The sequence below is a fragment of the Pseudodesulfovibrio sp. zrk46 genome, from assembly GCF_012516435.1.
GTDB lineage: Bacteria > Desulfobacterota > Desulfovibrionia > Desulfovibrionales > Desulfovibrionaceae > Pseudodesulfovibrio.
The window spans coordinates 3,647,501-3,673,458 of record NZ_CP051216.1 but is presented as its reverse complement, the minus strand read 5'-3'; the positions used below and the strand labels follow the sequence as shown (position 1 = coordinate 3,673,458).

The 25,958-nt window shown below is 49.8% G+C and carries 20 protein-coding genes; 11 read left to right on the top strand and 9 right to left on the bottom strand.

The window, feature by feature from the left end; genetic code table 11:
• Window positions 1-218 precede the first annotated feature (218 nt).
• A complete protein-coding gene (locus tag HFN16_RS16710) occupies window positions 219-2,429 on the top strand; it encodes an MFS transporter (protein WP_247648372.1) in 2,211 nt (736 codons plus the stop codon).
• A gap of 75 nt (window positions 2,430-2,504) precedes the next feature.
• On the opposite strand, the gene HFN16_RS16705 is transcribed toward HFN16_RS16710, so the two are convergent.
• The gene (locus HFN16_RS16705) at window positions 2,505-3,431 is read right to left on the bottom strand and encodes a hypothetical protein (RefSeq protein WP_247648371.1); all 927 of its coding nucleotides are present in this window, start codon (window positions 3,429-3,431) and stop codon (window positions 2,505-2,507) included.
• 193 nt (window positions 3,432-3,624) lie between these two features.
• On the opposite strand from HFN16_RS16705, the gene ybgF reads away from it, so the two are divergent.
• From ybgF to HFN16_RS16665, 8 genes are all read left to right on the top strand, one after another.
• Complete coding sequence (ybgF, locus tag HFN16_RS16700) at window positions 3,625-4,527, top strand: tol-pal system protein YbgF (RefSeq protein WP_168891826.1); 903 nt, start codon at window positions 3,625-3,627, stop codon at window positions 4,525-4,527.
• A gap of 81 nt (window positions 4,528-4,608) precedes the next feature.
• The gene (gene dprA, locus HFN16_RS16695) at window positions 4,609-5,901 is read left to right on the top strand and encodes a DNA-processing protein DprA (protein ID WP_168891825.1); all 1,293 of its coding nucleotides are present in this window, start codon (window positions 4,609-4,611) and stop codon (window positions 5,899-5,901) included.
• A gap of 36 nt (window positions 5,902-5,937) precedes the next feature.
• Window positions 5,938-6,210: a TMEM165/GDT1 family protein gene (locus HFN16_RS16690; RefSeq protein ID WP_168891824.1), complete on the top strand. Its 273-nt coding sequence runs from the start codon at window positions 5,938-5,940 to the stop codon at window positions 6,208-6,210.
• 90 nt (window positions 6,211-6,300) lie between these two features.
• Window positions 6,301-6,702, top strand: a complete 402-nt coding sequence (locus tag HFN16_RS16685) for a hypothetical protein (RefSeq protein WP_168891823.1) — start codon at window positions 6,301-6,303, stop codon at window positions 6,700-6,702.
• Window positions 6,703-6,704: 2 nt separating this feature from the next.
• Window positions 6,705-7,541 (top strand): HDOD domain-containing protein, encoded by an 837-nt coding sequence (locus tag HFN16_RS16680; RefSeq protein WP_168891822.1) that lies wholly within the window; start codon window positions 6,705-6,707, stop codon window positions 7,539-7,541.
• 56 nt (window positions 7,542-7,597) lie between these two features.
• Window positions 7,598-8,557 (top strand): diguanylate cyclase, encoded by a 960-nt coding sequence (locus HFN16_RS16675; protein ID WP_168891821.1) that lies wholly within the window; start codon window positions 7,598-7,600, stop codon window positions 8,555-8,557.
• The gene (locus HFN16_RS16670) at window positions 8,535-9,491 is read left to right on the top strand and encodes a tyrosine recombinase XerC (protein ID WP_168891820.1); all 957 of its coding nucleotides are present in this window, start codon (window positions 8,535-8,537) and stop codon (window positions 9,489-9,491) included. Before HFN16_RS16675 ends, HFN16_RS16670 begins: the two co-directional genes overlap by 23 nt.
• 23 nt (window positions 9,492-9,514) lie before the next feature.
• Entirely contained in the window at window positions 9,515-10,021 is a 507-nt protein-coding gene (locus HFN16_RS16665) for a peptidylprolyl isomerase (protein ID WP_168891819.1), read from the top strand.
• Between the two features lie 107 nt (window positions 10,022-10,128).
• Here the strand turns inward: HFN16_RS16665 and HFN16_RS16660 are convergent, their stop codons facing one another.
• The 6 genes from HFN16_RS16660 to HFN16_RS16635 all read right to left on the bottom strand — a co-directional run bounded on the left by HFN16_RS16660 (window position 10,129) and on the right by HFN16_RS16635 (window position 19,910).
• Complete coding sequence (locus HFN16_RS16660; protein ID WP_168891818.1) at window positions 10,129-11,229, bottom strand: nitronate monooxygenase family protein; 1,101 nt, start codon at window positions 11,227-11,229, stop codon at window positions 10,129-10,131.
• A 77-nt stretch (window positions 11,230-11,306) separates the two neighbouring features.
• Window positions 11,307-12,515, bottom strand: a complete 1,209-nt coding sequence (gene lhgO / locus HFN16_RS16655) for an L-2-hydroxyglutarate oxidase (RefSeq protein ID WP_168891817.1) — start codon at window positions 12,513-12,515, stop codon at window positions 11,307-11,309.
• Window positions 12,516-12,962: a PPC domain-containing DNA-binding protein gene (locus tag HFN16_RS16650; protein WP_168891816.1), complete on the bottom strand. Its 447-nt coding sequence runs from the start codon at window positions 12,960-12,962 to the stop codon at window positions 12,516-12,518.
• Window positions 12,963-12,980: 18 nt separating this feature from the next.
• The gene (locus HFN16_RS16645; protein ID WP_168891815.1) at window positions 12,981-15,869 is read right to left on the bottom strand and encodes a PD-(D/E)XK nuclease family protein; all 2,889 of its coding nucleotides are present in this window, start codon (window positions 15,867-15,869) and stop codon (window positions 12,981-12,983) included.
• A complete protein-coding gene (locus HFN16_RS16640) occupies window positions 15,870-19,016 on the bottom strand; it encodes a UvrD-helicase domain-containing protein (RefSeq protein ID WP_168891814.1) in 3,147 nt (1,048 codons plus the stop codon). It lies immediately after the preceding gene.
• Window positions 19,017-19,019: 3 nt separating this feature from the next.
• A complete protein-coding gene (locus HFN16_RS16635; protein WP_168891813.1) occupies window positions 19,020-19,910 on the bottom strand; it encodes an EamA family transporter in 891 nt (296 codons plus the stop codon).
• 160 nt (window positions 19,911-20,070) lie between these two features.
• Here HFN16_RS16635 and HFN16_RS16630 point away from each other — a divergent pair, with 160 nt between their 5' ends.
• On the top strand, window positions 20,071-20,895 hold the full coding sequence (locus HFN16_RS16630) for an RluA family pseudouridine synthase (protein ID WP_168891812.1): 825 nt from the start codon (window positions 20,071-20,073) through the stop codon (window positions 20,893-20,895).
• A 106-nt stretch (window positions 20,896-21,001) separates the two neighbouring features.
• On the opposite strand, the gene HFN16_RS16625 is transcribed toward HFN16_RS16630, so the two are convergent.
• Both HFN16_RS16625 and ftsY read right to left on the bottom strand, forming a co-directional pair.
• Window positions 21,002-22,471: a 30S ribosomal protein S1 gene (locus HFN16_RS16625; RefSeq protein ID WP_168891811.1), complete on the bottom strand. Its 1,470-nt coding sequence runs from the start codon at window positions 22,469-22,471 to the stop codon at window positions 21,002-21,004.
• 25 nt (window positions 22,472-22,496) lie between these two features.
• Complete coding sequence (gene ftsY / locus HFN16_RS16620; RefSeq protein WP_168891810.1) at window positions 22,497-23,927, bottom strand: signal recognition particle-docking protein FtsY; 1,431 nt, start codon at window positions 23,925-23,927, stop codon at window positions 22,497-22,499.
• 154 nt (window positions 23,928-24,081) lie between these two features.
• Between ftsY and asnS the strand changes: the two genes are divergently transcribed.
• Window positions 24,082-25,449: an asparagine--tRNA ligase gene (gene asnS / locus HFN16_RS16615; protein ID WP_168891809.1), complete on the top strand. Its 1,368-nt coding sequence runs from the start codon at window positions 24,082-24,084 to the stop codon at window positions 25,447-25,449.
• Window positions 25,450-25,958: the final 509 nt, after the last annotated feature.

Sequence of the window (25,958 nt, the reverse complement as noted above, 5' to 3'; positions counted from 1 at the left end):
TCCCTCCCTTGTTCCGGATTTCGGGACAAGGGCCACATTGGCAAAGCCGTTGTGAGTTGGACCGCATTCGGGAAAGAAGATCGCAGTCTCGCCTAGTTTTGTCTCTTGTTACGCTTGCTTGGTCAACCCCCTGGGCTGCCGTTGCCCGGCAAAAGACAGCCATTTACCGAATAGATTGGGTAAAAGCGAGGAAAAGATTCACTTTTGTAGAGCGGAACATGCTTGCCAAAACAAGGAATTTGCGTCCACAGTGCGCCAACCGGAACAAAAACCATATGCAAAATGAACGTCAGAAAATAACTCGTGCGTTGTGCGCCATTATCGCCTGTGGCTTCCTTGCCACGCTGGGGATTGGATTGGTGTCGTTCACTCTTCCGTTGGTTAGCCTTGATGCCAAAGTAAGTGGTACATGGCTTGGTACTGGTTTTGCCGGATTCTTTCTGGCGCGGTTGCTCGTCGGGCCGCTGGGCGGGATCTGGGCGGACAAGTTTTCTCCTCGTTGGCCACTAATGTTTGCAACAGCTTTGGCTGCCACAACCTCTTTAGGATATGTTGTATTCCCTGATGTTGCTTCCCTCTATGTCATACAGTTCATCCTCGGTGTGTGCTCTGGCTTGATTCGTCCAGTGGGGCTGGCCGTGCTGGGCGGTAACGTCCCACACAACTCTCTTGCGCGATGGTTTTCTGTCCACACTCTGGCTTTCAATGCTGCGGCGTTTGTAGGTCCTTTGCTCGGTGGGCTTCTGTATTGGAGTCGAACAATGACTCCAATACTGGGAGGGTTGTCTCTTTGTATGATTGTTGCCTTCGTGCTCATCTTGATTTTTGTTCCTACTGATATCGCTACCAAAGGACGTGAGGAGCGTCCTCAATCAGATAAGCATTTTGATAAGAAGCGGTTTTATGCGCTGTTGTTAGCAATATTCGGCCGCACCTTTGGTATTGGGCTTACCATTGCCTTTTACCCAATTCTGTTGACAGTAACTCTTGGCATCAGTGGACCAAAAGTCGGGTTGTTGTTTGCCTTGCCCGGGTTGATCACTTGTTTGGTGCTGCCGTTAGTTCCCGTTTTAAAGCGGCGCTATCAGTGCGATTTTGTGATGGCGGGCATGCTTGCAAGCGGATTGGGATTGATGCTTGCTGGAGTCGGTGGCCAATTATGGCATTTCGTTATTGCTGGCATCATCATGGGAACAGGTGCAGCTTTATCGATCCCTGAGTCCATGGCCGTAGCTTCTTCATCAGGCACTCAACAGGGGCGAGTTTTTGGCGTTACCCATGTGGTGACCAGTCTTGGTTTTGTTTTAGGACCGTTAATGGGTGGTCTTATAATTCAGTCCCTTAGCAACATCGGCTACGTGTTTGTTGTGTCGGGACTTGTTGGTTGGGCCTGTCTCCTAATGTGGGGCTATTACTGTCCGAGATATGAGCGTTTGATGCCTTATGGTGCGGTTCTTACATTATTCATAATGGCAGTTGTTGCGACAGGGCTGTATTTGACGTTGAGCCTCCCAACGGATCCTGATGATGAGTTTTACCAATATACTGATGTCGCCATGGGGACAGTGGTCAATTTGACCTTAGAGGCTGATAGCCGCAGGGCGGCTGACGATGCTGCTCGGAAAGCTTTGGCCTTTATGCGTAATATTCAGAGAGATTTGGATCACCGTACTCCCAAGGGGTCGGTATACAGAATCAATCAATCTGCGGGTGAACACTATGTCAAACCAACCAAGCGGGCTTATGCGCTCATTCGCCGTGCGGTTGACTTGGCTCATGCGTCTGACGGTGTTTTTGATCCCACGATTGGTGCTCTGACAACTTCCCCTCTTTATTATGTATTAGATGAAACTGTTGCGAGAGCAAAAGCGGATTTGGTGGATTATCGTCAGATAGATTTTGACGACGAGAATCATCGTGTTCTGCTAAGAAAGAAAGGGATGGCAATTGACCTCGGTGGTATCGCCAAGGGGGCCATTATTGACGCAACGGTGGCTTTGTTGCGCAAGCAGCATGTTCGTGCTGGCATTGTCGAGGCTGGTGGAGATTTCTACTGTTTTGGCGAGCGTGATTGGACTGTCGGGATACGGAATCCTCGAGAGGAATCTGTTTACGGTACAGTGACTGTTCGAGAGAAAGGTGTCTGTGGGTCTGGAGATTACCAGCAGTTCGTCAAAATGAAAGAAGCGGGTGAGACTCGTCTTCGTCATCACATCATCAATCCCTCTGATATGGAGTCTGCTGAAGCCTCTGCTGGCGTGACGGTCATTGCTAATACCGCAGAGCTTGCCGATGGATTGGCTACAGCATTATTTATTATGGGACCGGATGTGGGCAGTCGTTTTGTACACGAGGATTTTCCCGATGTCGCTGCGATGTGGTTTACAAGGGATATGTCTGTAGTGGTTACGGATAATTTCCCACGATAGGGAACCCTGAAAGTTCAAAAAAATAAGGCCGGACAGCATTGCTGCCCGGCCTTTTGATTGATGTCGAATGAACGACTAGAACATGGACATGAAGTTCACAAACAGCGTCGCATTAGCGGTGTGCATGAGCCACATGAGCAGGCAGCCGAGGAAGGTGAGCCCTTTGAGTTGAAGGGGTTTCTCGCTGCGAGCAATGAGAATCCAGACGATGGCGCAGATGAAGCCCATAGCGCAACCGGCAGCCCAGACAATCCCTAGCGGGGTGCCGAGGACCATGGTTTTGAAGTTGGCGGGGAGGGTGGTGAAAAGCCAGCCCTGGCATGCCAGAAAGCCGAACATGGGGATGGTGGCCCAACGTGCGGCAAGTTTCAGAGAAAAATTATAGTAGTCACGTCCGAAATCGTCCTTCTTGCGACGGAGGACGAGATAAGTGCAACTGAGACCGGCTGCGGCCACGATGGTCAACAGGGTGTACATAATCGCCATCGGCAGGAACATGGACTGCGCGCCGAGAGCCAACTGCTCCTGTACGGTCTCAGTGGGCAGGGTGGCCATCAGTTTGGCCGGAACGCCGAGAGCGATAAGACAGATGGAAGCGAGAGCGGCTCCAATTCCGAGGAACATGTGGAAGCCTTTGGACTGACGCATCTTTTTCCAGAGAGTCAGATATGGAAGAGCGAAAATGATAAATGCACCAAAGGCAATGAATGCCTTGAGGAGCGGTGTTTCAGCCGTAAAGAATTGCTGAATGAATTGCGGAAATTTGGTGTAGGCAACGCCTATGGCTGCGCCTTGGATGATAAGGATGAGGATGAGCAGGACCAGCCCCATGGAGGCTGTTTGCTGGCCGTATTTGTCATAAAAGACCTTTGATTTGGTCTTTGCGGCGATTTCGCCGAGAACTGCGACCACCGGGCTGCCAAAAGCAGCCATGCCCAGCAGGCTGAAGAAAGCCGGGGCAAGGAGGAGGGCGGTCATGGTCAGTGTTTCATTGATAGTCATGATTTGATGTCTCCGGATTTTGGGATGGCGACCCTAGTTCGGTCCGCGAGGGTTTATTGCCTGAAAAAGTGCCGGGGCGCAAGGTTGCGGCAAAGGCAAAGCTGTAGCCAATTCTCAACGATTCCTTGCAAAAAGTCCCTACATCGCCTATTTCACTGTAAAGCATTCAACGTGAATAATGGGAGAACTCTGAATGAAATATCTGAAGCTTGTCGCACTTGCGGCTGTGTGTATGTCGATGATGGCGTGTAACGCCGCCAAGCAGCCGACACCCACGGACACCGCGAGTACCGAATGGCGCATCAAGAGCCTGGAGGAAAGCTTCCTGAATTTCCGCGAAGAGCAGCGTCGGCAGGCAGATATGCAGGCCGAAGACGCCAAGGCTGTTAAGGAGAGGCTGACTGCCATGGAACTGGAGTTGGCTGCTTTGAAAGCTGGCGGCACCATGATGGACGCTCCGGACGACATGGCTGATAGTGCTCCGCCTGCAGGTAAAGGGTGGGTGACCGATCTCTCTCCTGAAGAAGATGGATGGGTGGAAGGCCAGAAGCCTGATGGTGCTCCCAAGGCGCCTATGGCACAAAGCGATGAAGAGAAACCGTGGGATAAAGTCCCTGGTGCTCCGCCTGTCGTGCCTGAGCCTAAGATCATCAGTCGGGATAAGCCTACTGCTTCCAAAGTCGAGTCCAAACCCAAGATGAAGCCAAAGCCTCGTGTGTCTCCTGCCAAGGCTATGTATGACATGGCCCTTGCCAAATATAATAAGGGCGATTTTGAAGGTGCTCGAGGTGGGTTCGATGAGTTCATCAAGAAGTATCCCAAGGATGACTTGGTCCCTAATGCTTTGTATTGGAAGGGCGAGACCTTCTACTCTCAAAAGGATTATGGCCAGTCAATCCTCGCCTTTAAAGAAGTCACCGGACGATTCCCCAAGCATTCCAAGGCTGCGGCAGCATTGCTCAAAATTGGTATGTCGTATGAAAAGGTTGGTGACAATGATAACGCCATCTTCTATCTGCGGGCACTGGTGGAGGATTTCCCTCAATCCGGTCCAGCCAAGTTGGGCAGAAAAGAGTTGAACAGACTCGGCGGCTAATTGCTTCATTTACATTTCTGGCCGGAACCCATCGGAAAGATGAGAGTTCCGGCCTTTGTTTTTCAGTGAGTTGCGTAATTTATGGACCTACAAAGAGAATTTTTCGCCTGTCTGGCGCTGAAACATACGCCTCGATTAGGCCCTAAGGTCTGGAAACAACTCTTTTCTCATTTTTCCAATGCCTATGAAGCGGTTCAAAAGCCTGATTCATGGCGTGATTTGGGTGTCGAGAATCATTACATCAAAAGTGTTGTCCGTAATTGCCGGGATGAAGCTTGGCGAGACAAAGCGGAAGCGGAGTTCCATGCGGCCCGCAAGGCTGGGATGGATGTTGTCACGTGGTTTGATCCCCGATTCCCTAATTGCTTAAAACAGTTGGAAGATCCCCCGGTCATGCTTTATGTGGCTGGGGACGTGAAGCTATTCAGCAATCCTGGTGTAGCCGTTGTTGGGGCTCGTGAGTGTACTTCTTTGGGCTTGGAGGCAGCCGGGCGGATCAGTACTCAGTTGTCAAACATCGGGATCACGGTTGTTTCCGGTCTTGCTCTTGGCATTGATCGTCAGGCGCACCTTGGTGGCTTGCGTGGAATTGGCAGTTCGATTGCCGTGCTAGGGTGCGGTCTGGATGTGGATTATCCCTATGACAATCTCGATGTGCGCAAGGCTCTGTACTCGAAAGGACTGGTCGTGACAGAATATGGTCCAGGCGTAACCCCTCGCGCAGGGCATTTCCCTTATCGCAATCGTCTCATCAGTGCACTGTCGCTCGGTGTGTTGGTGGCTGAAGCTGCGCATAACAGCGGCAGTCTGATTACGGCTCGCTTAGCAGGAGAGCAGGGGCGAGATGTTTTTGCTTTGCCTGGTCCTCTTGGACAGCCAACGTTTACCGGCTGTCATCGCCTTATCAAGCAAGGGGCAGCCTTGGTGGAAAACGCCGAGGATATTCTTGAGATATTGCGATATGATTTTGCTCGGGAGTTGGAGAATATTCCTGATCCAGTACCTGTTAAAGCAGAGGAAGAGATTGATGAGAGTGAAGTCAGAGTAAAAAACTCGACAAAGCAGAAGAAAGCGGCGAACACAAAGGAAGAGAAAGATCTTCGGTCAAACGTTAAGCTGAAAGATACGCTCGATGGCGCCCCTATCAAGAAGTCAAAGCGTCCTACTGCTGTGGAGCGGGAGGACATTGTCCTCAATAATGAAGAAAAAGAAGTCATGGCCGTTCTGTGGCAGACCGACAAAGTGCATATTGATACCCTTGGAAGGGAATTGGATTGGGCTTCGGCGAAGATCAGCAAGGTTTTGATCATGCTGGAAATGAGAGGAGCTGTGCAGCAGTTGCCCGGTATGTGGTACCTTGCAAAGGAAGCATAGTCGCATCGCAGGTGTGGGCTAGAAGAGAGAAAAATCATGGATTGGAAACTGCTTGCCACCACTTTTGGTACCTTGTTTGTGGCTGAGTTGGGTGACAAGACTCAACTTGCATGTATGCTTATGACCGCCAAGACGCAGAAGCCTTGGACTGTATTTCTTGGTTCTTCTTTAGCGCTTGTTCTTGTCAGTTTCCTTGGGGTTATGTTTGCTAATTTTATCTGTCAGTATGTCTCACCCAGTATCATTAAAAAGATTGCAGCGGTTGGTTTCGTTCTTATGGGCGGGCTAATCTTTTTTGACAAAATTTAAGGGGCACTAACTTGAGTGCCTTAGGTCTGACGTGTACACTGTGCCTACGCGAACCTCATATCTTACTGACTGATACGTAACCAGGATCCCATGCAGAAGATACCCATTGATCTCGCCGCCCCCGGTATGAAGCTGGCTAAACCCGTGACCAAGGATAATGGTATGACCATTATGGCCGAGGGAATGGAGTTGACAGACAGCCTTATCTCGCGCCTTCAGAATATGGATATTGATCGCATTACGGTGCAGGGCAATCCCGTGGACATGGGAGGAGCTGGTGCAGGAACGGTTTACGCGGAACGTTTGGAACGGATGGATGTTTTGTTCCGCAAGTACGCAAGAGATAAGTGGATGATGCGTGTCAAAGGACGTATTAGTAAGTATTTCCAATTGAAAGCTGCTGCTCAGGAAGCCAAGCGTAAGGCCATGGAAGCTCTGATGAATGAGGACAAGGGAGAAAACGTTGAAGAGAATGGCGGAGGCGAGGAATAGTCATGGAAGCTGATCTGAAAACCAGCATCAAGGGCGAAATCCTCGCGGTTAAAGACCTGCCAACCCTGCCTCATGTCCTTGATGAGGTAACTCGTCTTATTGAGAACCCTGAGACGTCTAGTGAGGCCATCGCGAAAGTCATTTCTACGGATCAAGTTCTTTCGGCTAAGGTCCTCAAGATGGTTAACTCACCCATTTATGGTTTCCCCGGTCGTATTAGTTCCATTCAGCATGCCTTGGTCCTCCTTGGCTTTAATGTCATCCGCGGTATCATCATTTCCACCTCTGTCTTTGATATGATGGTCCAGGCCATGAAGGGGTTGTGGGAGCACAGTCTTGGTTGTGCTACGGCTTGTAACATTATCGCTCGTCGTGCTGGGTTTGAAGATCCTGAAGAATATGCAGTAGCAGGACTGCTCCATGATTTAGGTAAGGTTGTAACCGCAGTCCAGTTGCCAGACGTTCATAAGCAAATTCTGGACACGGTCGCAGTGAAGGAACTGACCTACTTCCAATCAGAGAAAGATGTACTTGGTTTTGGACATGACCGTATCAATGCATGGCTTGCTCGGCATTGGGGGCTCCCCCCGAATATTCGTGAGGCCATGGCGCGTCATCATGCACCGCAGTTGGCCGAGTTCTATAAACCAATGTCTTGTGTTGTTCATATCGCCGATTTTTTGGTGCGTCTATTCGAGTTCGGTAATTCCGGGGATGATCAAACAGCGTATCTTCGTCCTGAGGCTCTTATCGAGTTGGGCTTTAAGATGTCAGATCTCGACAAGGTTATGGACGAAATGTCCGAGCAGTTGTTAGAGGTTTCCGATCTGACATTTTAACACTAAGCTTGCCGGATCGCTTTGACGTAAGCTGTCTCCGGTGCTAGTTTCCTTTCATGACTCAGCCCCTTGAAGACTCCCTGTTTCAGCGGAAACAGACTGCTTTTTTACTATCCCCGGACACGTCGTTTGCCGAGATGCTGCAAAAACTCTGGTCTCCTGAGGTTCTGGAGTTTGTGGTGTTTGACCATGGTGGTGGGGCTATCGAGAAGATGTTCAACGAACCCCCGGATCTGTTGGTCGTTGACAATCGACTCAAAGATATCTCTGGGCGTGAGATCGCTAATCTTGTCAAAAGCGAGAACGTGTATCGCCAGCTTCCCGTTGTCATGTGCGTTGATCCCATCGATGTAGAAGAGCCGTGGAACTGGAATGAGGTTGAAGTAGATGATTTTCTTGTACGTCCTTTCAATCCATCAGAAGTACGAGACAGAATCAATCTGACCTTGTGTCGTGCTATGCGTGCGCTTGATGCTAATCCTCTTTCAAAGTTGCCGGGGAATACTTCTATAATTCAGAGAATTCAGTCTCTTATAGATACAAAAGAAGACTTTGCGTTAGCCTATTGTGATCTTGATTTTTTCAAGTCCTACAACGATAAATATGGGTTCTCACGGGGGGATGAAATCTTGATGATGTCTGCGAGACTCATCGTGAACACCATCAAAAGTTTTCCTGGAGTTCGTAGTTTCGTGGGGCATGTAGGTGGTGATGATTTTGTCTTTATCCTGCCTCCGGACAAGGTTGAAGACGCTTGCAAGAAGATCATCAAGGCTTTCGATGACATTGTACCACATTTTTATGATCACGAAGATCGTCAACGGGGCAATATCACTTCGGTAGATCGTGAGGGAAACACCAAGATATTTCCCCTGATGGCTGTGTCTATCGCCGTGGTGATCAACGTTGATGGTCGCATTAAACATTATGGTGAAGTCTCATCTGTTGCTATGGAATTAAAGAAAAAAGCCAAGGAAGATCCCAAGTCCAGCTATGTCATCGACCGGCGCAAATAATCGTCAGCACGGCGAAATGGTTCGTGGATTTTTAGCCTTTCTAGAGGTTGAGAAAGGCTACTCTGGTGCTACTATCCGTTCGTATAGTACTGACTTGGAACAGTTTGACGAATATCTCCGACGAGTGAAGCGAAAGCTCGAAACTCCTAGTCGAATTAATCGAGATCATGTGCGTGGGTATCTGGCTGATATGCATCGACGCAGTCTCTCCAAGACTTCCATGGGGCGAAAGCTTTCCAGTTTGCGTGCCTATTTCAAATATTTAATTAAGCATAAGTTAATTGTTCGTGATCCGATGGTGGGTATCCGTAATCCCAAGCAGGAAAAGCGGCATCCCCAGGTGCTGAATGTGGATCAGGCCGTGTCCATGATGGAAGCGTATGTTGAACCTGATCCGGAAGGTTTGCGTGATATTGCCTTGGCCGAATTGTTATACGGTTCTGGCCTACGCATTAGTGAAGCTCTCAATCTTGACCTCAATGATCTTGATTCTGACGTCATTCGAGTGGTGGGAAAAGGTTCCAAGGAACGCATTGTTCCTTTGAGTGATGCCGCCGTGAAGCGAATTCGTCGATATATGGAGCAGCGTCATGCTCTCATTCAAGATGGTAACTATGCAGAACAGGCCCTTTTTTTGAGCATTAGAAAAGGAAAGCGACTGGATCGGCGCCAAGCCAACCGTATTGTTGCTAAGTTGGCCCGTTTAGCAGGGCTTCCTAAGGATGTTCATCCGCATATGTTGAGGCATAGCTTTGCCACTCATATGCTTGAAGCTGGAGCTGATTTGCGTAGTGTTCAAGAGTTGCTTGGCCATGAGCGACTTACGACAACTGAGCGCTATACGCATCTGGACATGCAGCGCATCATGCAGGTATACGACCGAGCGCACCCGTTGTCCGGTGCTGGACACGGCGATGATTTCGATAAGAAATAATAACCAATTAGATGGAGTAAATAATGGAAAATCCCATGGTTCTTCTGGAAACCCCAGAAGGCGAGATTCTCATTGAACTTTTCCCGGACAAGGCCCCCATTACCGTCGAGAATTTTCTTAAGTACGTTGATGATGAGTTCTACGACGGCACTCTTTTCCATCGTGTTATCAAGGGGTTTATGATTCAGACAGGTGGGTTGACTTTCTCTATGGAGGAAAAGGAAACTCGTGATGCCATTCAGAACGAAGCCACTAATGGCTTGAAGAATCTTGAAGGTACCGTTGCCATGGGCCGACTGCCTGATCCGCACAGCGCAGCTGCTCAGTTCTATATCAATGTGGCCGACAATCCAGACCTCGACCACACAGGCGAAGATGATGAGAACTTCGGCTACTGTGTATTCGGAGAAGTCATTGACGGTATGGACGTCGCCATGAAAATCAGCAAGGTGCGGACTCGTGAGTGGCAGGGGTACGATGATGTTCCTGTCGATCCCATCTCTTTGATCACTGCACGACGTTTCGAATAGTCGAAGTGGTGGTGAGAAGACTCCTCAGTTGCTTCTCAATCAGATCGCAAACAAAAAAGGCGGAACCTTTCGGTTCCGCCTTTTTATATATGTAAACTGAGGGTGCGCTATTTGATGCGGCGTTCGTATTCATCTTTCAGGGAGTCCATTAGTTCCCTGACGGATACGATCTTATCAACAAGATAGGCGTTGGCTCCTGCGAATGCGAAGCCGTGTTTGAGTTTGCCTCGGTATGCGTTTACCAAGGCCTGAGCAATACAATACGGAGATTTTTCCTCCGCACAACTATGCAGGCACTTGTGAACGCATTTCTTGGGTTGCTTCAGGCCAGAAGAAACTGCATCAAGGAAGGCGTTTTTCAAGGCTCGACCGGGCAGACCGACAGGGCTCTTGATGATAGTGACGTCTTCTTTCTTCGCTTCAACATAGGCACGCTTGAATTCTTCGTCAGCATCGCATTCGTGCGTGGCGACGAAGCGGGTGCCCATCTGGACTCCGGATGCGCCGAGTTCAAGGAACTTGGCGATGTCTTCACCGGTGTATACACCACCCGCTGCGATGACAGGAATGTCCTTGTTGTGCTTCTCGCGGAACGGGGTCACGGCGTCGATGACTTCAGTGACGATTTGCTCAAGCTGGAATTCCGGCTTTTCGAGCTGTTCTGCTTTAAAGCCGAGATGGCCGCCAGCCTTGGGGCCTTCAACAACGAAGCCATCGGGCAGGTAATCAAATTTTTTCATCCACTTTTTGCAGAGGATATTTGCGGCGCGACCAGAGGAGACGATGGGGACCAGTTTGGTCTTGACGTCATCTTTGAGTTCCTCGCGAACTTCGCGAAGGTAGCCGGGGAGATCCATGGGAAGACCAGCGCCAGAGATGATAACGTCCACGCCCTCGCGGATGGAGGTGCGAACCATGTCACCGTAGTTGGTCAGAGCGCACATGATGTTCACGCCGAGAAGACCGTCATGCATTTTTGCGCGGGCCTTGCGGATTTCCTCGATAAGGCCGCGGTGGTCAGCGGCTTCAGGATCCTTGGCGCGCAGGGGATCGCGCATGCCGATCATAGAAGTGGCAATAACGCCGATGCCACCTTCATTGGCAACAGCGCTGGCCAGGCCGGAAAGCGAGATGCCGACGCCCATACCGCCCTGAATAACAGGCATTTTGGCCGTCAGATCGCCGAACGACAGACTGGGAAGTTTCATTTTTGGTACCTCATATATTAATCAGATTATGTGTGGTTTGCGCTCAAAAGAGAGTTAAGTCAAGATAAACACGTGTTTTAAATGGTATTCTGTTTACCTTGCACATAATTTTTTACTACTAATTCAGCAAAATACATTGAACTGGTAAAGGCCGGAGAAATAGAATTGAGAATATGTATGGTGTTGTCATATCGTTCAATGAGGAAATCCATAACCATTTCTTTGGTGCGTATGTCGACCAGTTGTGGTCTGATTCCGACCTTAGGGCTAGGCCGCATGTCGTGCGGAGTCAGGTGTTTGACCAGTTTTTCCGCGTCCTTGTAAAAATACTTGTAGAGATACTTTCTAGGTTCCTCCAAAGCGACATCCCGGAACTTCTTATTTTCTAAAAACATTTCAATATCACGCCACAGGATTGACGGTAGTTCTTTGTCGATACCTCGCAGGATTCCGTAGTTCTCGCGGCCAAATGCCGGGATAGCAGTGGGGCCGACGTAGACGTTTCCATGAACGCTGCGGGTGAAATGTACGCCGAGGAAGGGGTTTTTGATGTTTGGCACGGGGTAGATTGAGCCGTTAATCTTTGCCGCTGCAGGCTTTTTCAAGAGGCGGTAGATGCCCTTAAACGGCAGTAGCCTGAAGTTTTCGGCGATGCCAAATGCTTGGGCTACCTTGTCAGAGTATGACCCGGCCGCATTGATGAAGAGATCATAGCCTATGTCACATTTGTTGGTCTTGATGACGTTTTTTGTGCCCTTGTCTATGAAACGAGTTCCCAAAAAGAAACGGACCTTGCCGGTCCGCTCCAATTCAAGTCGCATATGTGCCAAGATGGTTTTGGGGTCGACCACAGCGGTCAGGGGAGAGTAGAGGGCACGCTCTACCGTTTTTGCGTTGGGTTCGATCTCGCCAAGCTGTTTGGCATCGATCATTTCCACATTTCCGCCATTGGCCATTGCCCTTTGTTCTAGTTCATCAAGGGTGGAAAGTTCGTCTGCGGTGCGAGTGACGATGACCTTGCCCGATTTGAAAAGCGGTAGACCATGAACCTCGCAATACTGTTGCATTAGCTGATTGCCTTTCAGGCACATCTTTGCTTTTAATGTGCCGGGATCATAATATATACCGGCATGGAGAACGCCGCTATTACGTCCAGATGCATGACGGCCAAGCTCTTCTTCCTTGTCGATAATGATTATGCTGGAAGTGCCGGTCTTGATGAGTTCGCGAGCTATTGTGAGGCCGATGATACCTCCTCCACAGATGATAACTTCGGCTGAATACATTTAATCCCTCTTGGATAACAGTTTTAGGCCACTCTTGGCTTCGGTCTTGCGGATCATGTCTGTGCCGAGAATTTCCATGATAATGACTTCTCCCACCAGCCACACATCCAGGCCTGGTCGAATGCATCCGGTTCGAGTCTTGCCATCACGTCCCAGGGCAGCATGCATGTGCAGAATAGGCGAACCTTCTTCGTCGGAAAAGATGGTGCCAAGAGCAGCTACTTCATGGGCGCCGGTAATAGCGTGGAGCATTGGGGCAATGGTAGGAGCTTCTCCATCCTTGGGGCCGACTACGATGTTGCCACCATCCACGCCGCCAAGCATGGCGCAGTATGCAGTTTTTATGTCGTGCTCCTTGGCGAATTGCTCAATACAATCCGGAACACGTTCATCCTCTTCAAGCCGCAGAGTAAAAACTCGTCCGATAGTTCCTTCACTGTATTGCATGTCGACTCCTTAAATAAACTATGCACCACATGGAGCTTTGAAATCGCACCATTGGCAGCGGCGGCCTGGTTGAGCTGTGTATTGAGTTGCCGTGAGCATGTGCCGAATCAGTGTTTTTACTAACACTGGAGTCATTTCGTTAATAGCTTCACGTCGTTCCAAGTCTGCCCATTTCTTGCCGAAAACGTAATCGGTCTTCCCATCCTCGCCCAGTTTGATGAGTCCTGCATCGAATGGCGAGGTCTCTTCAGATTCACTGTAGAGATGCATGTAGACAGGAAGCTGGACGCTTTGAACGGATTTGCTCAGATCATTTAGAAGCATGGGATCGGTATTTTCAGGGCCGAACTCGTGCAGACGATCCCAAAGGTTCATATCTTCCCAGAAAGCCTTTTTAGGTAAAACTCCTCCGCCTGTCTTGTAGTCCATGATGAAGATGCCTTCGTCACGTTCTTCTACTCGGTCGAGTTGGCCATTTAGAGGAATGATCAGTCCTTCCATGTCGACAGTAGCGTGGATCTGCTGTTCAAGAGAGAGAAGCTTGGCTGGTTCTTGTGAGGCAAGGAAGGTGGTCAGACGATGGCGGCCAGTATTAGTGAGCGCTAGCCGTGTGTCATGTGGGATTTGGGCATAGAGTTCGCTTTCTCTAAAGCGTTGGTCGAACAGAGCGGTCAGGGGCAGGGGATCCAAGGCTGCGAGATCGGTCTTCTGGCCGATGTATTTGCTCAGATGCTCGCGCAGGACATTGTGTATGAGCGTGCCGAATTCGCTGCGATCGCCATCTTCATCTAAGTGATCTATGGGGCGTATCTTGGCGAGGTAGTAATAGAAAAACTGTTTGGGACACTGCAAATATTGGTCGAGTCGCGAGGGAGAGAGCCCTTTTTCGCGTAAGGTCGTTTCCAGTAAAGTTCGCAAGTGTTTCGTTACTGGTATGGAGCGGGCATCCTGCTGTAGTGAGCCTGCAGGGAAAGTTACAGCACGAATGACTTCGTCGCCTGTCTCTATGATACGCTTTTCTTTTTTCTCTATTTCCCAGAGGAGTTGTTCGACAAAACGGCTGCGAACGGATTTGGAGTCGAGCAGTCCGGGCTGGATTCCGCTCTGGTAGTATATGACAGCTTCCTCGGCCCCCATTAAGAGTCGATAGAAATTGTAGCCGGATACGTTGTCTCGTTCACGAGTGTCGGGTAGGCCGAGTACTTTTCGGAGAGCATCAGGAAGGAGAGGGTCGTAAGGATTGGTGCCTGGCAGTCGGTCTTCTACTGCATCAAGAATGAAGAGACGCTTGAATTGCAACAAACGGGTTTCCAGCACACCGAGAATTTGGAGGCCAGCCAATGGTTCTGCTTCGAAGGACACGCGCTCTTGCGAAATGATACGGCGCAGCAGTGCGAAAAGGGTTGTTTTTCGAAATTCTTCGCTACCAGTTTCAACGCTTTGTAATTGTGGGATTACTGAAGTCGTCAGCCGGAAAAGGCACTCAGCGTCCACGAGGTAGCCATGCCAAAGCTTTTCGCCATGAGTGTGAAGCATCACAGCTAACCCTGTTAGGGCTTCCCCCAGTGTTTCGAGGGAGTGGACCTGTTCGAAGGCAGTGAGACAATGATGAAGAATTTCCTGTCTGAGTGGCTCTGCGACCTTTTTATCCACGCCATCCAGAATGGGATCGTCGTAGGGCGGCTCCCAGTGAAGAGGATGAACATATCTCTCGCCCATGCGTATGGCGGCTTCCCAGATGTGGAAGATCTTACGCAACGGCTTGTTGTCCGGGCCGAGCAATCGAAGGTAGGGATGACGAATAAGGGCGATGACGTCGCGCCATGAATAGCGCCCGTCTTCCAGTCGGTTCTCCTGCAAGGAGATGATTATTTCGACAAGGCGTGCCAGAGAGGTGCGCTCCAAGGGATACCCCATGGATATGTTGGGTTCAACTTCCGGGAGGTGGTGCAACACAGGCATGAGCGCGCCTTCGTCTGGAAGAATAATGGCTGTTCGATCCAGATCAGTGGTTTTATGCATGTCATCAGTCAATGCGGCCAATTGAGAGTGGCGGTCGAAGCCTTCGCAAAAACGTATTGAGGGTTTGCTATTGTTTCGGGGGATGTCAGTCGGGATTTCGACTTTTGTTTTCCAACGTTCAAGCCATGCTGTGTGCTCTGCGGCAGACCAGTGAGGACGTTTCCCTTCTGCCAATACTGGATCGGAATGAATGATTGGAGTCAAAATGCCGTCCTCCCAAAGACGGCGGAAGAATATGTCTTCTGCCCCGCTAAGGGCATAGAATCCAGCGGCAACGACGGGAGTGCCCGAAAGGTGGGCCGATACCTCTTTGATATTGTTAGTGATGAATCGCCAGTCCAAACCGGGTGTGGTCCAGTTTCGAGCAAATAACCGAGTCACGTATTCGTGGTGGATGCTACTTAGCTGCTCCAGCAGACCACTGGCGTATGCCGATACCTCGCCTTCCATGTATTTGAGGTCTTCAGGTTCAATGTCTTGTCGCAACAAATCATCCATGAGTTTAGCTAAGCGGATACCCCATGGCAGGAAACTCTCGCGGTCTAGTTCTGGGAGACGAGCTAGAAGCCCTCGACCTGTTATCCGAAGATCATTGACTATCTCACGTAGCATTTCCACCAAATCAAGTTGGTTTGCCAGTGTGACCGGGGTGTCGGTCAGATTGCGTCTGATGGAAGATACGAATTCCGCAATAGAGGTCATGCGAGGAAGGAATACAGGGGGATTCAGGTCCGGATGGCCTTTAAAATAATCCTTGAGGTAACGACGTGGGCGGTTGTGCGGGAAAAGAACTGTACATTGACTGAAGTCATCGCGCTCAACTAGATGCTGGCCCAATGCCGGAAGAAAGTCGTTTTGCCATGGAATGAGGATGACAGGATTCATTTATACATCCTCCGCGACTTCGTGGATTTCCTGAAGATCAAAATACACGAGATAACCGCTTGGCTCACAAGTTGGGTCCATCTCTTTCAAAATATTCATATAATCAAGTACCTGCTCACGATTTTTGGGAGTAGGCTGACCTGTCTTGAAGTCTACCACTACAGTTTTGTCTTGCCGGTAGAGGAGGTCCAGCCGTTTGAAGTTGCCTTCAGCATCCATGATTTCGGGTTCGCGGTCTCCTTTGTCGAGCCAACGGCGAAGGTTGTCATCGGTCAAAGCCCAACGAGTCATGGTGCGCAGGTCTGAATCGAGGTTCTGCATGGTCTCTTCATCAAGTGCCGCTAATATGGGAAAATCCTGAAGAGCAAGGAGTACGGCTCGATTGGTATCTTCTTCATCGTTTCCAGTGAGGCGTAGATGTTCCATTACTCTATGAGCAACCTCGCCTCGCATTTTTTCATTGTAGAAGAACTCGTCACGATTGTGTCGGTATACGCGCAGGCGCGGTAGCCATTCCATGAGAAGATTTTCGGTATTGCCTTTATCAAGCTGCTGAGGTTCGGGCTTGGGCGGAGGCGGTGATGGCTCGCCATCTTGGGGCAGGGTGCCGTATTCGAAGATTTCGTCTTCCTCCAGATCGAGGAAAAGATTCAAGGCGGCCAGTGCAGGGTAGTGCACAGGTTTTTCCGTAAAGAACCCATAGAGCTCTTCTCGGGCACGGGTCCAGGCCACATAAAGAAGGTTCAACTGTTCTCTCACTGCGCGCCCCATGCTTGTGAGATAGGGTTTGCCCATTCCTTTCTTCATGGGGGTGAGTATGCGTTGTCCTTTTACCTTGCGGATGAGGTAGTCTTGGTCTGGACGCACAGCCCAGTTATGGAAGGGCACGATGACAACTGGAAACTCCAGGCCCTTTGATTTGTGAATGGTCATAATGCGCACTGCGTCGATGTTTTCCGGTAGAGGAACCTTTTCCTCACCTGATTTTTCGTCCCAGTACTCCAAGAATGCTGACAGTGAGCCATAGCCGTTTTCTTCGGCAAGGTGAACGACCTCCAAGAAGCGACGAACATAGAGCTCTGCGTCCGGATGGCGTTCTAGCACGCGAAAGGTCCGAATGGCTTCGCGAGTTAAATCGTAGGGTGTCATCAGACCTGATTGATTGTAAAACGGCTCAATAAATTGTTGCCACTGATCCGGGTAATCGTCACGGAAGCAGACGCCGAGGGGACGCTTTTTAGGTTTGATGAGCCAGTTGTGAAATTCTTCTTCTGTGATGCCGGTTTCGGCAAGGAAGAGTTCATTGCCTGCGGCAAAAGTGAGAAAGGCAACATCATCACGCGGAAAGTCAAGGAAGCCCAGCAGACCGGCTAATTGGCGGATAATAGGATGACGATCCAATTGAAGAGAGTTTTCCGTGATAACCGGAATGTCTTTTTGTACCAGCAGATCGCATACTAACGAAGCGTGCCCATGAGTGCGGACCAATATTGCGATATCGCGAAAGTAGCGGCGTTTGGTAAGTTCATCTATTAGTTCGTCGAGGGCTACCAGCGCTTGCTCTTCGATCTCTTCGTTACGCCCGCCTGGTAAACGGGTCATACGAACATAACCTTCGCTTTCTTCGTTCTGAGGCGGGATGGCTTGGGCGCAATCCTCGAAGTTGCCGGTAAGATCGTCGGCAAAGCTGGCTCGAAAGTTGTCTGGTGCATCTTTAAATAGAGTATCGGCCAGATCAGATGCGTGAATGATATTTTCGAAATTACGGAAGAACTCGTTATTGAACTCCACCACGTTGCGGAAACTGCGCCAGTTGTTAGGCAGGGTGTCGCTTCCCGAATTCAGTGCGAGTGATGCTAGGTCGGGTTGAGAGAGCACCTCGTCGAACAGGGCAGAGTCTCCGCCACGCCAGCCATAGATGGCTTGTTTGACGTCGCCGACGTAGTAAAGTGAACCGCCTTTGGCGAGACACTCTTGTGATAGAGGGGTGATGGCTTGCCATTGTTCGCGGCTGGTGTCCTGAAATTCATCCACTAATAAGTGATGTAACCTGCAACCGAGGCGGCAGTATGCTTCGGATACAGCCTCGTTGTATGTGAGCAGTTCATTAACGAACCCGGCCAGTGACGAGCCGAGGATCAGACCTTGCTCTTTTTGCTGGTGATTGAGACCGTTGAGTAGGCGCAAGGCTATCTCCACCGCAGGAGCTAGAAAATAGGCTCCTGTTAGCGCCGCATGGTTTGTAGCGTAGGTTTGCCATGCTTCCTTGAGGTGGGCGTATTCAGCTTCGGCACGGCTGTTGACGTCGTCTTTGCCTTTCTTGTTTACACAGTCTCGCAGGCTTTCCTTCTTTATATACGCGGAGTCCTTAGGGGGATCGAACAGGCCGAGGTCCTGACTGTTCATGAGAAAATCAATGAATCGTTTGGCAAATGGCAAACCTGTGTCGGCGAAATACTCCAGTGTGCATTTCACGGTCTGTTGAAAGTCGGCATAAGCTGCAGTGAGCAGAGCCTTGATTTCCTCTTGGTCCGTTAGGAGCGGGCCGGACTCGGTGCGCAGGAAGCGAGTCAAATCCAACAGTCGTCGGCGGATCATGTCCTGCATCCAGAAGCCGGATCGACCTTCAGAGCGGATCATGGTGTCCATGGCTGCCGCCAGTAGTTCGTGCTCAAGGCCATCTTCTTCACAGATGAGAACGAAGTGGTCGTATACCGCGTCGAACATTTCGCTCTCGTCAAAGATCATTTGGAAGTCTGGACGGATGCCGAATTCAAGTGCGAAGAGTCGAAGGAGTAGCGCCAGTAGCGAGTCAATGGTTCGGATATTCAGACGATGATATCGACGCAAGATGGAATCGATGGCGCGAGAGGCAGTCTGCGGAGAGCAGTCTGTCATTTGGTCTCCCAAATCCAAAGCAGCGTGTTTGAGGCCCGATACAACGCGCTCCTTCATCTCCGTGGCAGCCTTGTTGGTGAAGGTCACGGCCATGATTTCTGGCCAAGCATATCCTTTGTGGGGGCTGACAGTACAAGTAAAGGCGTGTTTGTTTTCATCAGCTTTGTCTAGCAGGCTTAGGAACCTGCGAGTGAGTTGGTAGGTCTTGCCTGATCCGGCAGACGCTTTAACCTGCTTGAGCTGTGACATTGATTATGCCTCCTCGCCAGCCGCCCGGCTGGATTTACTACCGGATAAAACGACCAGAAATACAGCGGCAATGATCAAGCTACTGCCCACATAGCCAAGGAGAGAGAATTTCTCACCGAACAGGATATATGCCAGCACAGCGGCCACCATCGGTTCAAAGGTCGCAATGACAGAGGCGCGGGTTGCTTCCATTCGTTTGAGGCCTGCATAATACGCGTTGAAGGCTCCATATGCTGTGACAGCGGCCATGGAAATAAGCATGGACCATGCGTAAGCTGATTTGGGATGAAATTCGACAAAAGGGAAGAGTAAGGCTGCTCCAAAGGGCAGCGCGTATACAAAGATAGTTGGCGTGGCGTACTTGTGTAGGTATTTCTTCCCGAAAATGTAGTAGAGCGCATATGTGAACCCTGACACCAATCCAGCAATAAGACCAAAGGAGTCAAGTTGGATGGTGCCACCACTCAAAAGACTTGGGCCGAGGCTAATGCAGGAAACGCCAATGATAGTCATGGCTACGCAGATGGATTTTGTAGGCGTCATTTCTTCTTTAAGAACCAACCATGAGAGGAATGCAACCCAAGCGGGAGCCGTATAGAGCAGTACTGCAGCCATGGCCATGCCGACATCGCGGATAGCCAGTTGGTAAGATCCATAGAACAGGGTGACGCAAATGAACCCGAAACCGAATAGAAAAGGAAGGTCAGTACGGTGGACTCTTAGTTCCTTTTGGATCGCTGCATGGATGACGAACATGACCCAGGCCAGTGCTGCTCGCCAAAAGGCTATCTCAAGGGCCGTTACTCCTTCGGCCAGAACCTCCTTGGCAAAAATACCAATGACACCCCACATAAAGGCGGCGGCCAGAACATACAAAAAACCCCTGATATCCATGCAATGCTCGATGTAGTTGAAGTGAATAGAAAGCCTGGATTTCCCTGTATCATTACGATATTTTATCTGTTGCCAAACAGGTTTAGGCCTTTTCCAGGCTAGCTGTCAAAGGAAGATAATTCATTGCCCTGTGTCTGGTTGTACGTATAGGATCAAATTGATGTCCCGCCAAGAAATATACAATGTGTCAGAGGAACTTGAGGGTGTGCGTCTCGATAAGGCGCTAGTTGAAGTTCTGCCCGGCTCAGGCCTGAGATTGCGTCGCCGTCTTTGCGATGAGGGAAAAGTCCTCATAAATGGCAAGGTACGAAAGCCTGGGTACAAGGTCCGCACCGGGCAGGAGCTCATTATTAGGTCAGGAGTTGTAACCATGACTCATGAGGAATTGGGACTTAAGATTATACATCGTAATGATCAGTTCGCTGCCGTTTATAAACCGGGGGCTGTTCATTCTGCTCGAATCGAAGGCAAAGGGTCGGCGAATGTAGAAGATGTTTTGCCCAGTCTTTTTCCCGATTCAGCGCCTGTTTTGCTAAATCGTTTAGACTACCTGACTTCAGGTATTCTGCTGGTGGCTCTTAACTCTGATGGGGTGAATAAATATCGCGAGTTGGAAGATGCTGGCGATATCAAGAAATTTTATAAGGCTCGGGTAAAGGGACGTTTTGACGGTTTCGTGTCAGTTCAAAGTAAGTTGGATTGTGATGATCGTAAAACGACTAAGGTGCTTGAAGAGAGCGATGTGGACACTCGCCGCTGGACAGAGGTCGAAGCAATTGCACATGATCGAGATTTGGATACAACAGACGTGCGCTGTTTAATTGTGAAGGGAGCACGGCATCAGATTCGTGCTCACCTCGCCTCCATTGGTCATCCTATTGTTGGTGATCCTATGTACGGAGACGCTGCTGGGGATTTGTTGCATCTTCATCACCAGCGCATTGAGTTCCCTGGCTTCGAAGCAGAGCAGGATGGACCGTTTTAATAGCAACAGTCGTAATCGCGTTCATTCTCTAGTCTCATAATTAAGTACAAAAAAGGCCCGGTCTAAAACCAGACCGGGCCTTACCTTTCAAGGTTATGGCAAGAAACTATTTTTTCTTGTTGAATGCGTCTTGAAGTGCTGCGCCGAGCAGTCCCATTCCACCAGCGTTGGCAGAGGACTTTTGCTTCTTGGGTGCAAACTGTTTCCAGTCCCCATCGTCTTCAACATCGCCGGTAGTGAGGGATATCTTGCGTTCCCCGGCTTTTACCTGGCCGATGACGATTTCTACGGTATCGCCGGAGTGAAGCTTCTCGTACTTGGAAGCGTTTTCGGAGCGAGCAATGACGGATTTAGGCAGCAGGCCGGTAATGCCAGGTTCAAGCTGAATGAAGATGCCGAATTGCTCCTGCTTCTCCACGGTGCCTTCTACCTTTTGGCCTGCCTGGTACTTCTCTTCTACATCCATCCACGGATCGCCTTCTGCATCTTTCATGGAAAGGCCAATGCGGCGAGAAGCGGTGTCGATGGACTTAATTTTGACCGAAACCTGTTGGCCTTCCTTAACGAAATCTGCTGGCTTGTGAACTCGCTGGGTGTAGCTCATCTCAGAGACGTGAACCAGGCCATCGATACCAGGAGCGATTTCCACAAATGCACCAAAGTCGGCGATGCGCACTACCTTACCTGTGACCTTGTCGCCTTCGGCAAAGGTAGCAGTGATGGTATCCCAAGGATCCTGTGCGAGTTCTTTCATGGAAAGGGAAATCTTGAGACGTCCCTTATCGTCCTGTTCATATTTGGTGATCTTGGCTTTGACCTTCTGGCCAACGGTGACGGCTTCTTCGGGATGACCGATGCGACCGTGGGAGATCTGAGAAATGTGAACCAGACCGTCGAGACCGGGCATGATCTCAACAAATGCGCCAAAAGGAGCCAGACGGGTGACCGTACCTTCTACCTCGTCGCCAACCTTGGTTTCGGCTTGGAAGGTTTCCACGGCCTGAGCAGTTTCACGTTCCAGCAGAGCGCGGCGGGAGATCACAATGTTGCGGCCGCCCTGTTCCAGCTTGGTAATCAGAAACTCCATGGTTTTGCCGACATACTCTTCAGGGTCTTCTACGAAGCGATTGTCGATTTGGCTCACCGGGCAAAAAGCGCGGCGCTGCATGACCTTAACGTTGAACCCTCCCTTACAGGTGGATTCTACGTTGCCTTCGACGGGCAGATTGCCTGCCTTGGCTTCCTGAAGCATGGCGAGGCCGCCAACACCCGAGAGGGCGCGAGAAAGTTTGATGCCACCGGAGTCCTTACCAACGACATATAGTTCTACAGTGTCGCCTTCCTTGACAGTGCAGTTGCCTTCTTCGTCAAGCAGCTCTTCCTTTTCCACAACACCGTCCAGCTTGGTGCCGGTGTCCACGAAAATGGTGGTTTCGCCAACCTGGATGACCTGGCCGGCGACCTTGTCGCCTACGTTTAGGTCGTCACCGCCGCCGTCGCTGTACTGTTCGAACAGTTCGGCAAAGCTGGCTTCGCCTTCTTCCACGCCATTACGATCTTTGAATTCTTCGGACACGATGTTTACCGTCTAGTAAAAGGTTTTAAGTTAACAAGGCTTTGGCAAAGTCCTTGCCGTTGAACGGGCGAAGGTCTTCCATCTTCTCTCCGAGCCCCACAAAGGTGATCGGAAGTTGGTTCTGTAATGTCACAGCAACGACGACTCCACCTTTGGCTGTTCCGTCGAGTTTGGTCAGAATTATTTCGTCAACCCCCACGGCTTCGTTGAAAAGCTTGGTCTGCGATAGAGCGTTCTGACCCGTGGTCGCGTCGATAACCAAGACGGTTCGGTGGGGAGCACCTTCGTGCTTCTTGCCAACTACGCGCTCGATCTTTTTAAGCTCTTCCATCAGGTTGATCTTGGTATGCAATCGACCTGCAGTATCGAGCAATAACAGATCGTAGCCTTCGTTGACAGCCTTGTCCATGGCTTCATAGGCCACGGCTGCCGGATCGCTACCTTCTGCTTTGGCAAAGAAACCAACACCAATGCGATCAGCCCATACTTTGAGCTGGTCGATAGCCGCCGCGCGGAAGGTATCACCTGCGGCGATGAGGACTTTGCGGCCCTGCATTTGAGCGCGGTAGGCGAGCTTGGCGATGCTAGTAGTCTTTCCTACACCGTTGACACCAACCATCATCAGCACTTCAGGCGGATTAACGGCTTCAATACGCGGCGGTACTTTGAAAATTTCTTCCAGCTCATCGCGCAAAATGTCTTTGAAATCCTCTGGATCGTCAGTGCCTGCTTTGCGGGCGCGTTCCTTGAGGTTCTCCATGAGTTGGTTGGCGGCTTCCATGCCGACGTCTGCCATGATGAGGATCTCTTCGAATTCTTCCCAGAAATCATCATCCAACTTGGAGTGGGAGGAGAGCAGGCCGTCGATGCGTTTGGTTATCTGTTCGCGAGTTTTGGAAATGCCTTCGGAGAGCTTGAGGAAGAGACGGTCACGTTCATCTTCTTCATCTTCCAATTCCAATGCTAGGGCCAACCGATACTGGAGTTCGGACTTGAATTCAGCGACGGCAACGTAGCCCATTTCGTCGAGCCATACATCAAACTTCTTGATGAAATCCCGTGCTTCGTCTTCAGGGGCTCCAAGCGCTTTAAACAGGAAAGCGAGACGGTCCCAGAGGTTCTGGCCCTTTTCATCAACGCCCTCAACAATAAGATTCAACCACTCGGAGAGCTTGGGCTCAGCTTGCCGCAGGGAAAGCGTTAGGCCTGCTTGCCAATCTTCAGTGGGAGTAGGCGCGGCATCAGTTTCTACAGAAGCAACGGGTGCTTCTTGTTGACTTACTTCTGTGGCAACTGGAGAGGCAGGAACTGGATCAACGACCTCTTCTGAAGCCGGGGCCGGTTCTTCCTTTGCCTCAACTTCGATGCCCTGTTCTTTCTTGTATTCTTCCAGAGCCTGTTGAGCCACATCTTCAGGGCTTGCCCAGGCCTTTTTTAGTTTGCTAAAGAATCCCATTCGGTCCTCTTGTTGAGATTGTCGTTTCTGTTTGGGCGTGTTTCATAGCTTACCTGCCCTCGAGAGGCAATAGACTATATTGATATGGATGACGTTGCCAAGTAACGACATAACCGTTAAGAGCGAGTAAAAAAATAACCAAAAGGGTAATTCCATGAAACGAACCAAAATAAAATACGCACTTAACGCGGAAGCTCCCATGCCTGAGATCCTGATCAAAGGATGGGTCCGCACCAAACGTGACAACAAGGGCTTTTCCTTTGTGGAGCTAAATGATGGTTCCTGTCTGGCCAATATTCAGGCTGTTATCGACCACACCCCGGAAATCGTAGCTGTTCTGGATAAAGTTGGTACAGGTGCCTCAGTTGCCATTGAGGGTGAGTTGATCGAGTCTCCTGGCAAGGGGCAAAAGTGGGAAGTCCGTGGTAAGTCCATTGAATTGCTTGGTGAGGCTGATCAGGAAACTTTCCCTCTCCAGAAAAAACGTCACAGCGATGAATTCTTGCGTGGAATTGCTCACTTGCGGCCTAGGACCAACAAGTATGGTGCAATTTTCCGTATGCGCTCCGAGCTTGCCCAAGCTGTACATAAGTTTTTTGCAGACAATGATTTTTTCTACATTCACACCCCAATCATTACTGGTTCTGATTGCGAAGGCGCAGGCGAGATGTTCCGTGTAACTACCTTGGAGCCAGGCTCTAAGGAGGGCGCCGAGAACGATTTCTTTGGTCAGCCTTCCTCGCTGACCGTGTCTGGGCAGCTTTCAGTAGAAATGTTCGCCCTTTCTTTGGGGGACTGCTACACCTTTGGTCCGACTTTTCGTGCTGAAAATTCCAATACTCCGCGTCATGTGGCGGAATTTTGGATGATTGAACCGGAGATTGCATTTGCCGATTTGGCTGATGATATGGATCTGGCAGAAGAGATGGTTAAGTATTTGGTTCAACACATGCTGGATAATTGTGCAGAAGACATAGAACTGTTCGCCAAGTGGGTGGATAAGACACTTATGCCGACCTTAGAGACTATTCTCAATGAGCCTTTCGAACGACTCCAGTACACCAAAGCTATTGAGATTCTAAAGAAGACCAAAAAGAAGTTTGACTACCCGGTAGAGTGGGGCATGGATCTTCAGACCGAACATGAGCGGTTCCTTTGTGAGGAGAAGTTTAAGAAGCCGGTCTTCGTTTATGACTACCCCAAGACCATCAAACCATTCTATATGCGCATGAATGATGACAACGAGACCGTGGCAGCTATGGATTTGTTGGTACCTCGTATTGGAGAACTGGTCGGTGGCAGTCAGCGTGAGGAGCGTATGGATGTTCTGACCTCTCGTATGGACGAGATGGAGCTCGATAAAGAGGATTATTGGTGGTATCTGGATTCCCGTCGTTACGGAACCGCACCCCATGCAGGTTTTGGTATGGGATTTGAGCGTATGTTAATGTTGGTGACCGGTGTATCAAATATCCGTGACGTTATGCCGTTCCCGAGAACTCCTAAAAGTCTTGAATTTTAAGTGATAAGAAAAATAATAAAAGCCCGGTTCTTAGAGCCGGGCTTTTTCATTTCAAATTTGAATCAAGAAGTCCGTTAAATATATGTGGTGTGATGTTTGACAGGCGAAAACATACACATTTCAAAAGGGAAGAGGGGTGGGCGGCCATTGACTTCATGTAATTAATTTCGCAGAGATGGGAATCCGTTTTGCCGTACTTCCCCGAAGTAATTACGAATTGCTCTAAGAGAGTGCTGATAGTAATTGCATTACTGATTTTCAGACGATCTTTGGGCGGGCCAAGCGATCATATATGAAAGATTGATCGTGTAATTCTAGAATTTGATTTTTAGAATCAGAGCAGTTTATCTTTATATATAGTATAGAAGACATTATCAGTGAGACAACATAAGAACGTGTCGGATATTGTGGGTTCAAATAAAGTCAATATTTGCCATTGGTTGCCGGTTTTATCGAAAAAGAATGTAATTTTTTTGAAAAAACACCTTGACCTCTAAGTGTGTTTCACC

What these genes read in the sequence shown, in the direction of transcription:
- HFN16_RS16710 (WP_247648372.1), top strand. Translation starts at nt 219, where the DNA reads ATGCTTGCCAAAACAAGGAATTTGCGTCCACAGTGCGCCAACCGGAAC.
- HFN16_RS16705 (WP_247648371.1), bottom strand. Translation starts at nt 3,431, where the DNA reads ATGACTATCAATGAAACACTGACCATGACCGCCCTCCTCCTTGCCCCG.
- ybgF (WP_168891826.1), top strand. Translation starts at nt 3,625, where the DNA reads ATGAAATATCTGAAGCTTGTCGCACTTGCGGCTGTGTGTATGTCGATG.
- dprA (WP_168891825.1), top strand. Translation starts at nt 4,609, where the DNA reads ATGGACCTACAAAGAGAATTTTTCGCCTGTCTGGCGCTGAAACATACG.
- HFN16_RS16690 (WP_168891824.1), top strand. Translation starts at nt 5,938, where the DNA reads ATGGATTGGAAACTGCTTGCCACCACTTTTGGTACCTTGTTTGTGGCT.
- HFN16_RS16685 (WP_168891823.1), top strand. Translation starts at nt 6,301, where the DNA reads ATGCAGAAGATACCCATTGATCTCGCCGCCCCCGGTATGAAGCTGGCT.
- HFN16_RS16680 (WP_168891822.1), top strand. Translation starts at nt 6,705, where the DNA reads ATGGAAGCTGATCTGAAAACCAGCATCAAGGGCGAAATCCTCGCGGTT.
- HFN16_RS16675 (WP_168891821.1), top strand. Translation starts at nt 7,598, where the DNA reads ATGACTCAGCCCCTTGAAGACTCCCTGTTTCAGCGGAAACAGACTGCT.
- HFN16_RS16670 (WP_168891820.1), top strand. Translation starts at nt 8,535, where the DNA reads ATGTCATCGACCGGCGCAAATAATCGTCAGCACGGCGAAATGGTTCGT.
- HFN16_RS16665 (WP_168891819.1), top strand. Translation starts at nt 9,515, where the DNA reads ATGGAAAATCCCATGGTTCTTCTGGAAACCCCAGAAGGCGAGATTCTC.
- HFN16_RS16660 (WP_168891818.1), bottom strand. Translation starts at nt 11,229, where the DNA reads ATGAAACTTCCCAGTCTGTCGTTCGGCGATCTGACGGCCAAAATGCCT.
- lhgO (WP_168891817.1), bottom strand. Translation starts at nt 12,515, where the DNA reads ATGTATTCAGCCGAAGTTATCATCTGTGGAGGAGGTATCATCGGCCTC.
- HFN16_RS16650 (WP_168891816.1), bottom strand. Translation starts at nt 12,962, where the DNA reads ATGCAATACAGTGAAGGAACTATCGGACGAGTTTTTACTCTGCGGCTT.
- HFN16_RS16645 (WP_168891815.1), bottom strand. Translation starts at nt 15,869, where the DNA reads ATGAATCCTGTCATCCTCATTCCATGGCAAAACGACTTTCTTCCGGCA.
- HFN16_RS16640 (WP_168891814.1), bottom strand. Translation starts at nt 19,016, where the DNA reads ATGTCACAGCTCAAGCAGGTTAAAGCGTCTGCCGGATCAGGCAAGACC.
- HFN16_RS16635 (WP_168891813.1), bottom strand. Translation starts at nt 19,910, where the DNA reads ATGGATATCAGGGGTTTTTTGTATGTTCTGGCCGCCGCCTTTATGTGG.
- HFN16_RS16630 (WP_168891812.1), top strand. Translation starts at nt 20,071, where the DNA reads ATGTCCCGCCAAGAAATATACAATGTGTCAGAGGAACTTGAGGGTGTG.
- ftsY (WP_168891810.1), bottom strand. Translation starts at nt 23,927, where the DNA reads ATGGGATTCTTTAGCAAACTAAAAAAGGCCTGGGCAAGCCCTGAAGAT.
- asnS (WP_168891809.1), top strand. Translation starts at nt 24,082, where the DNA reads ATGAAACGAACCAAAATAAAATACGCACTTAACGCGGAAGCTCCCATG.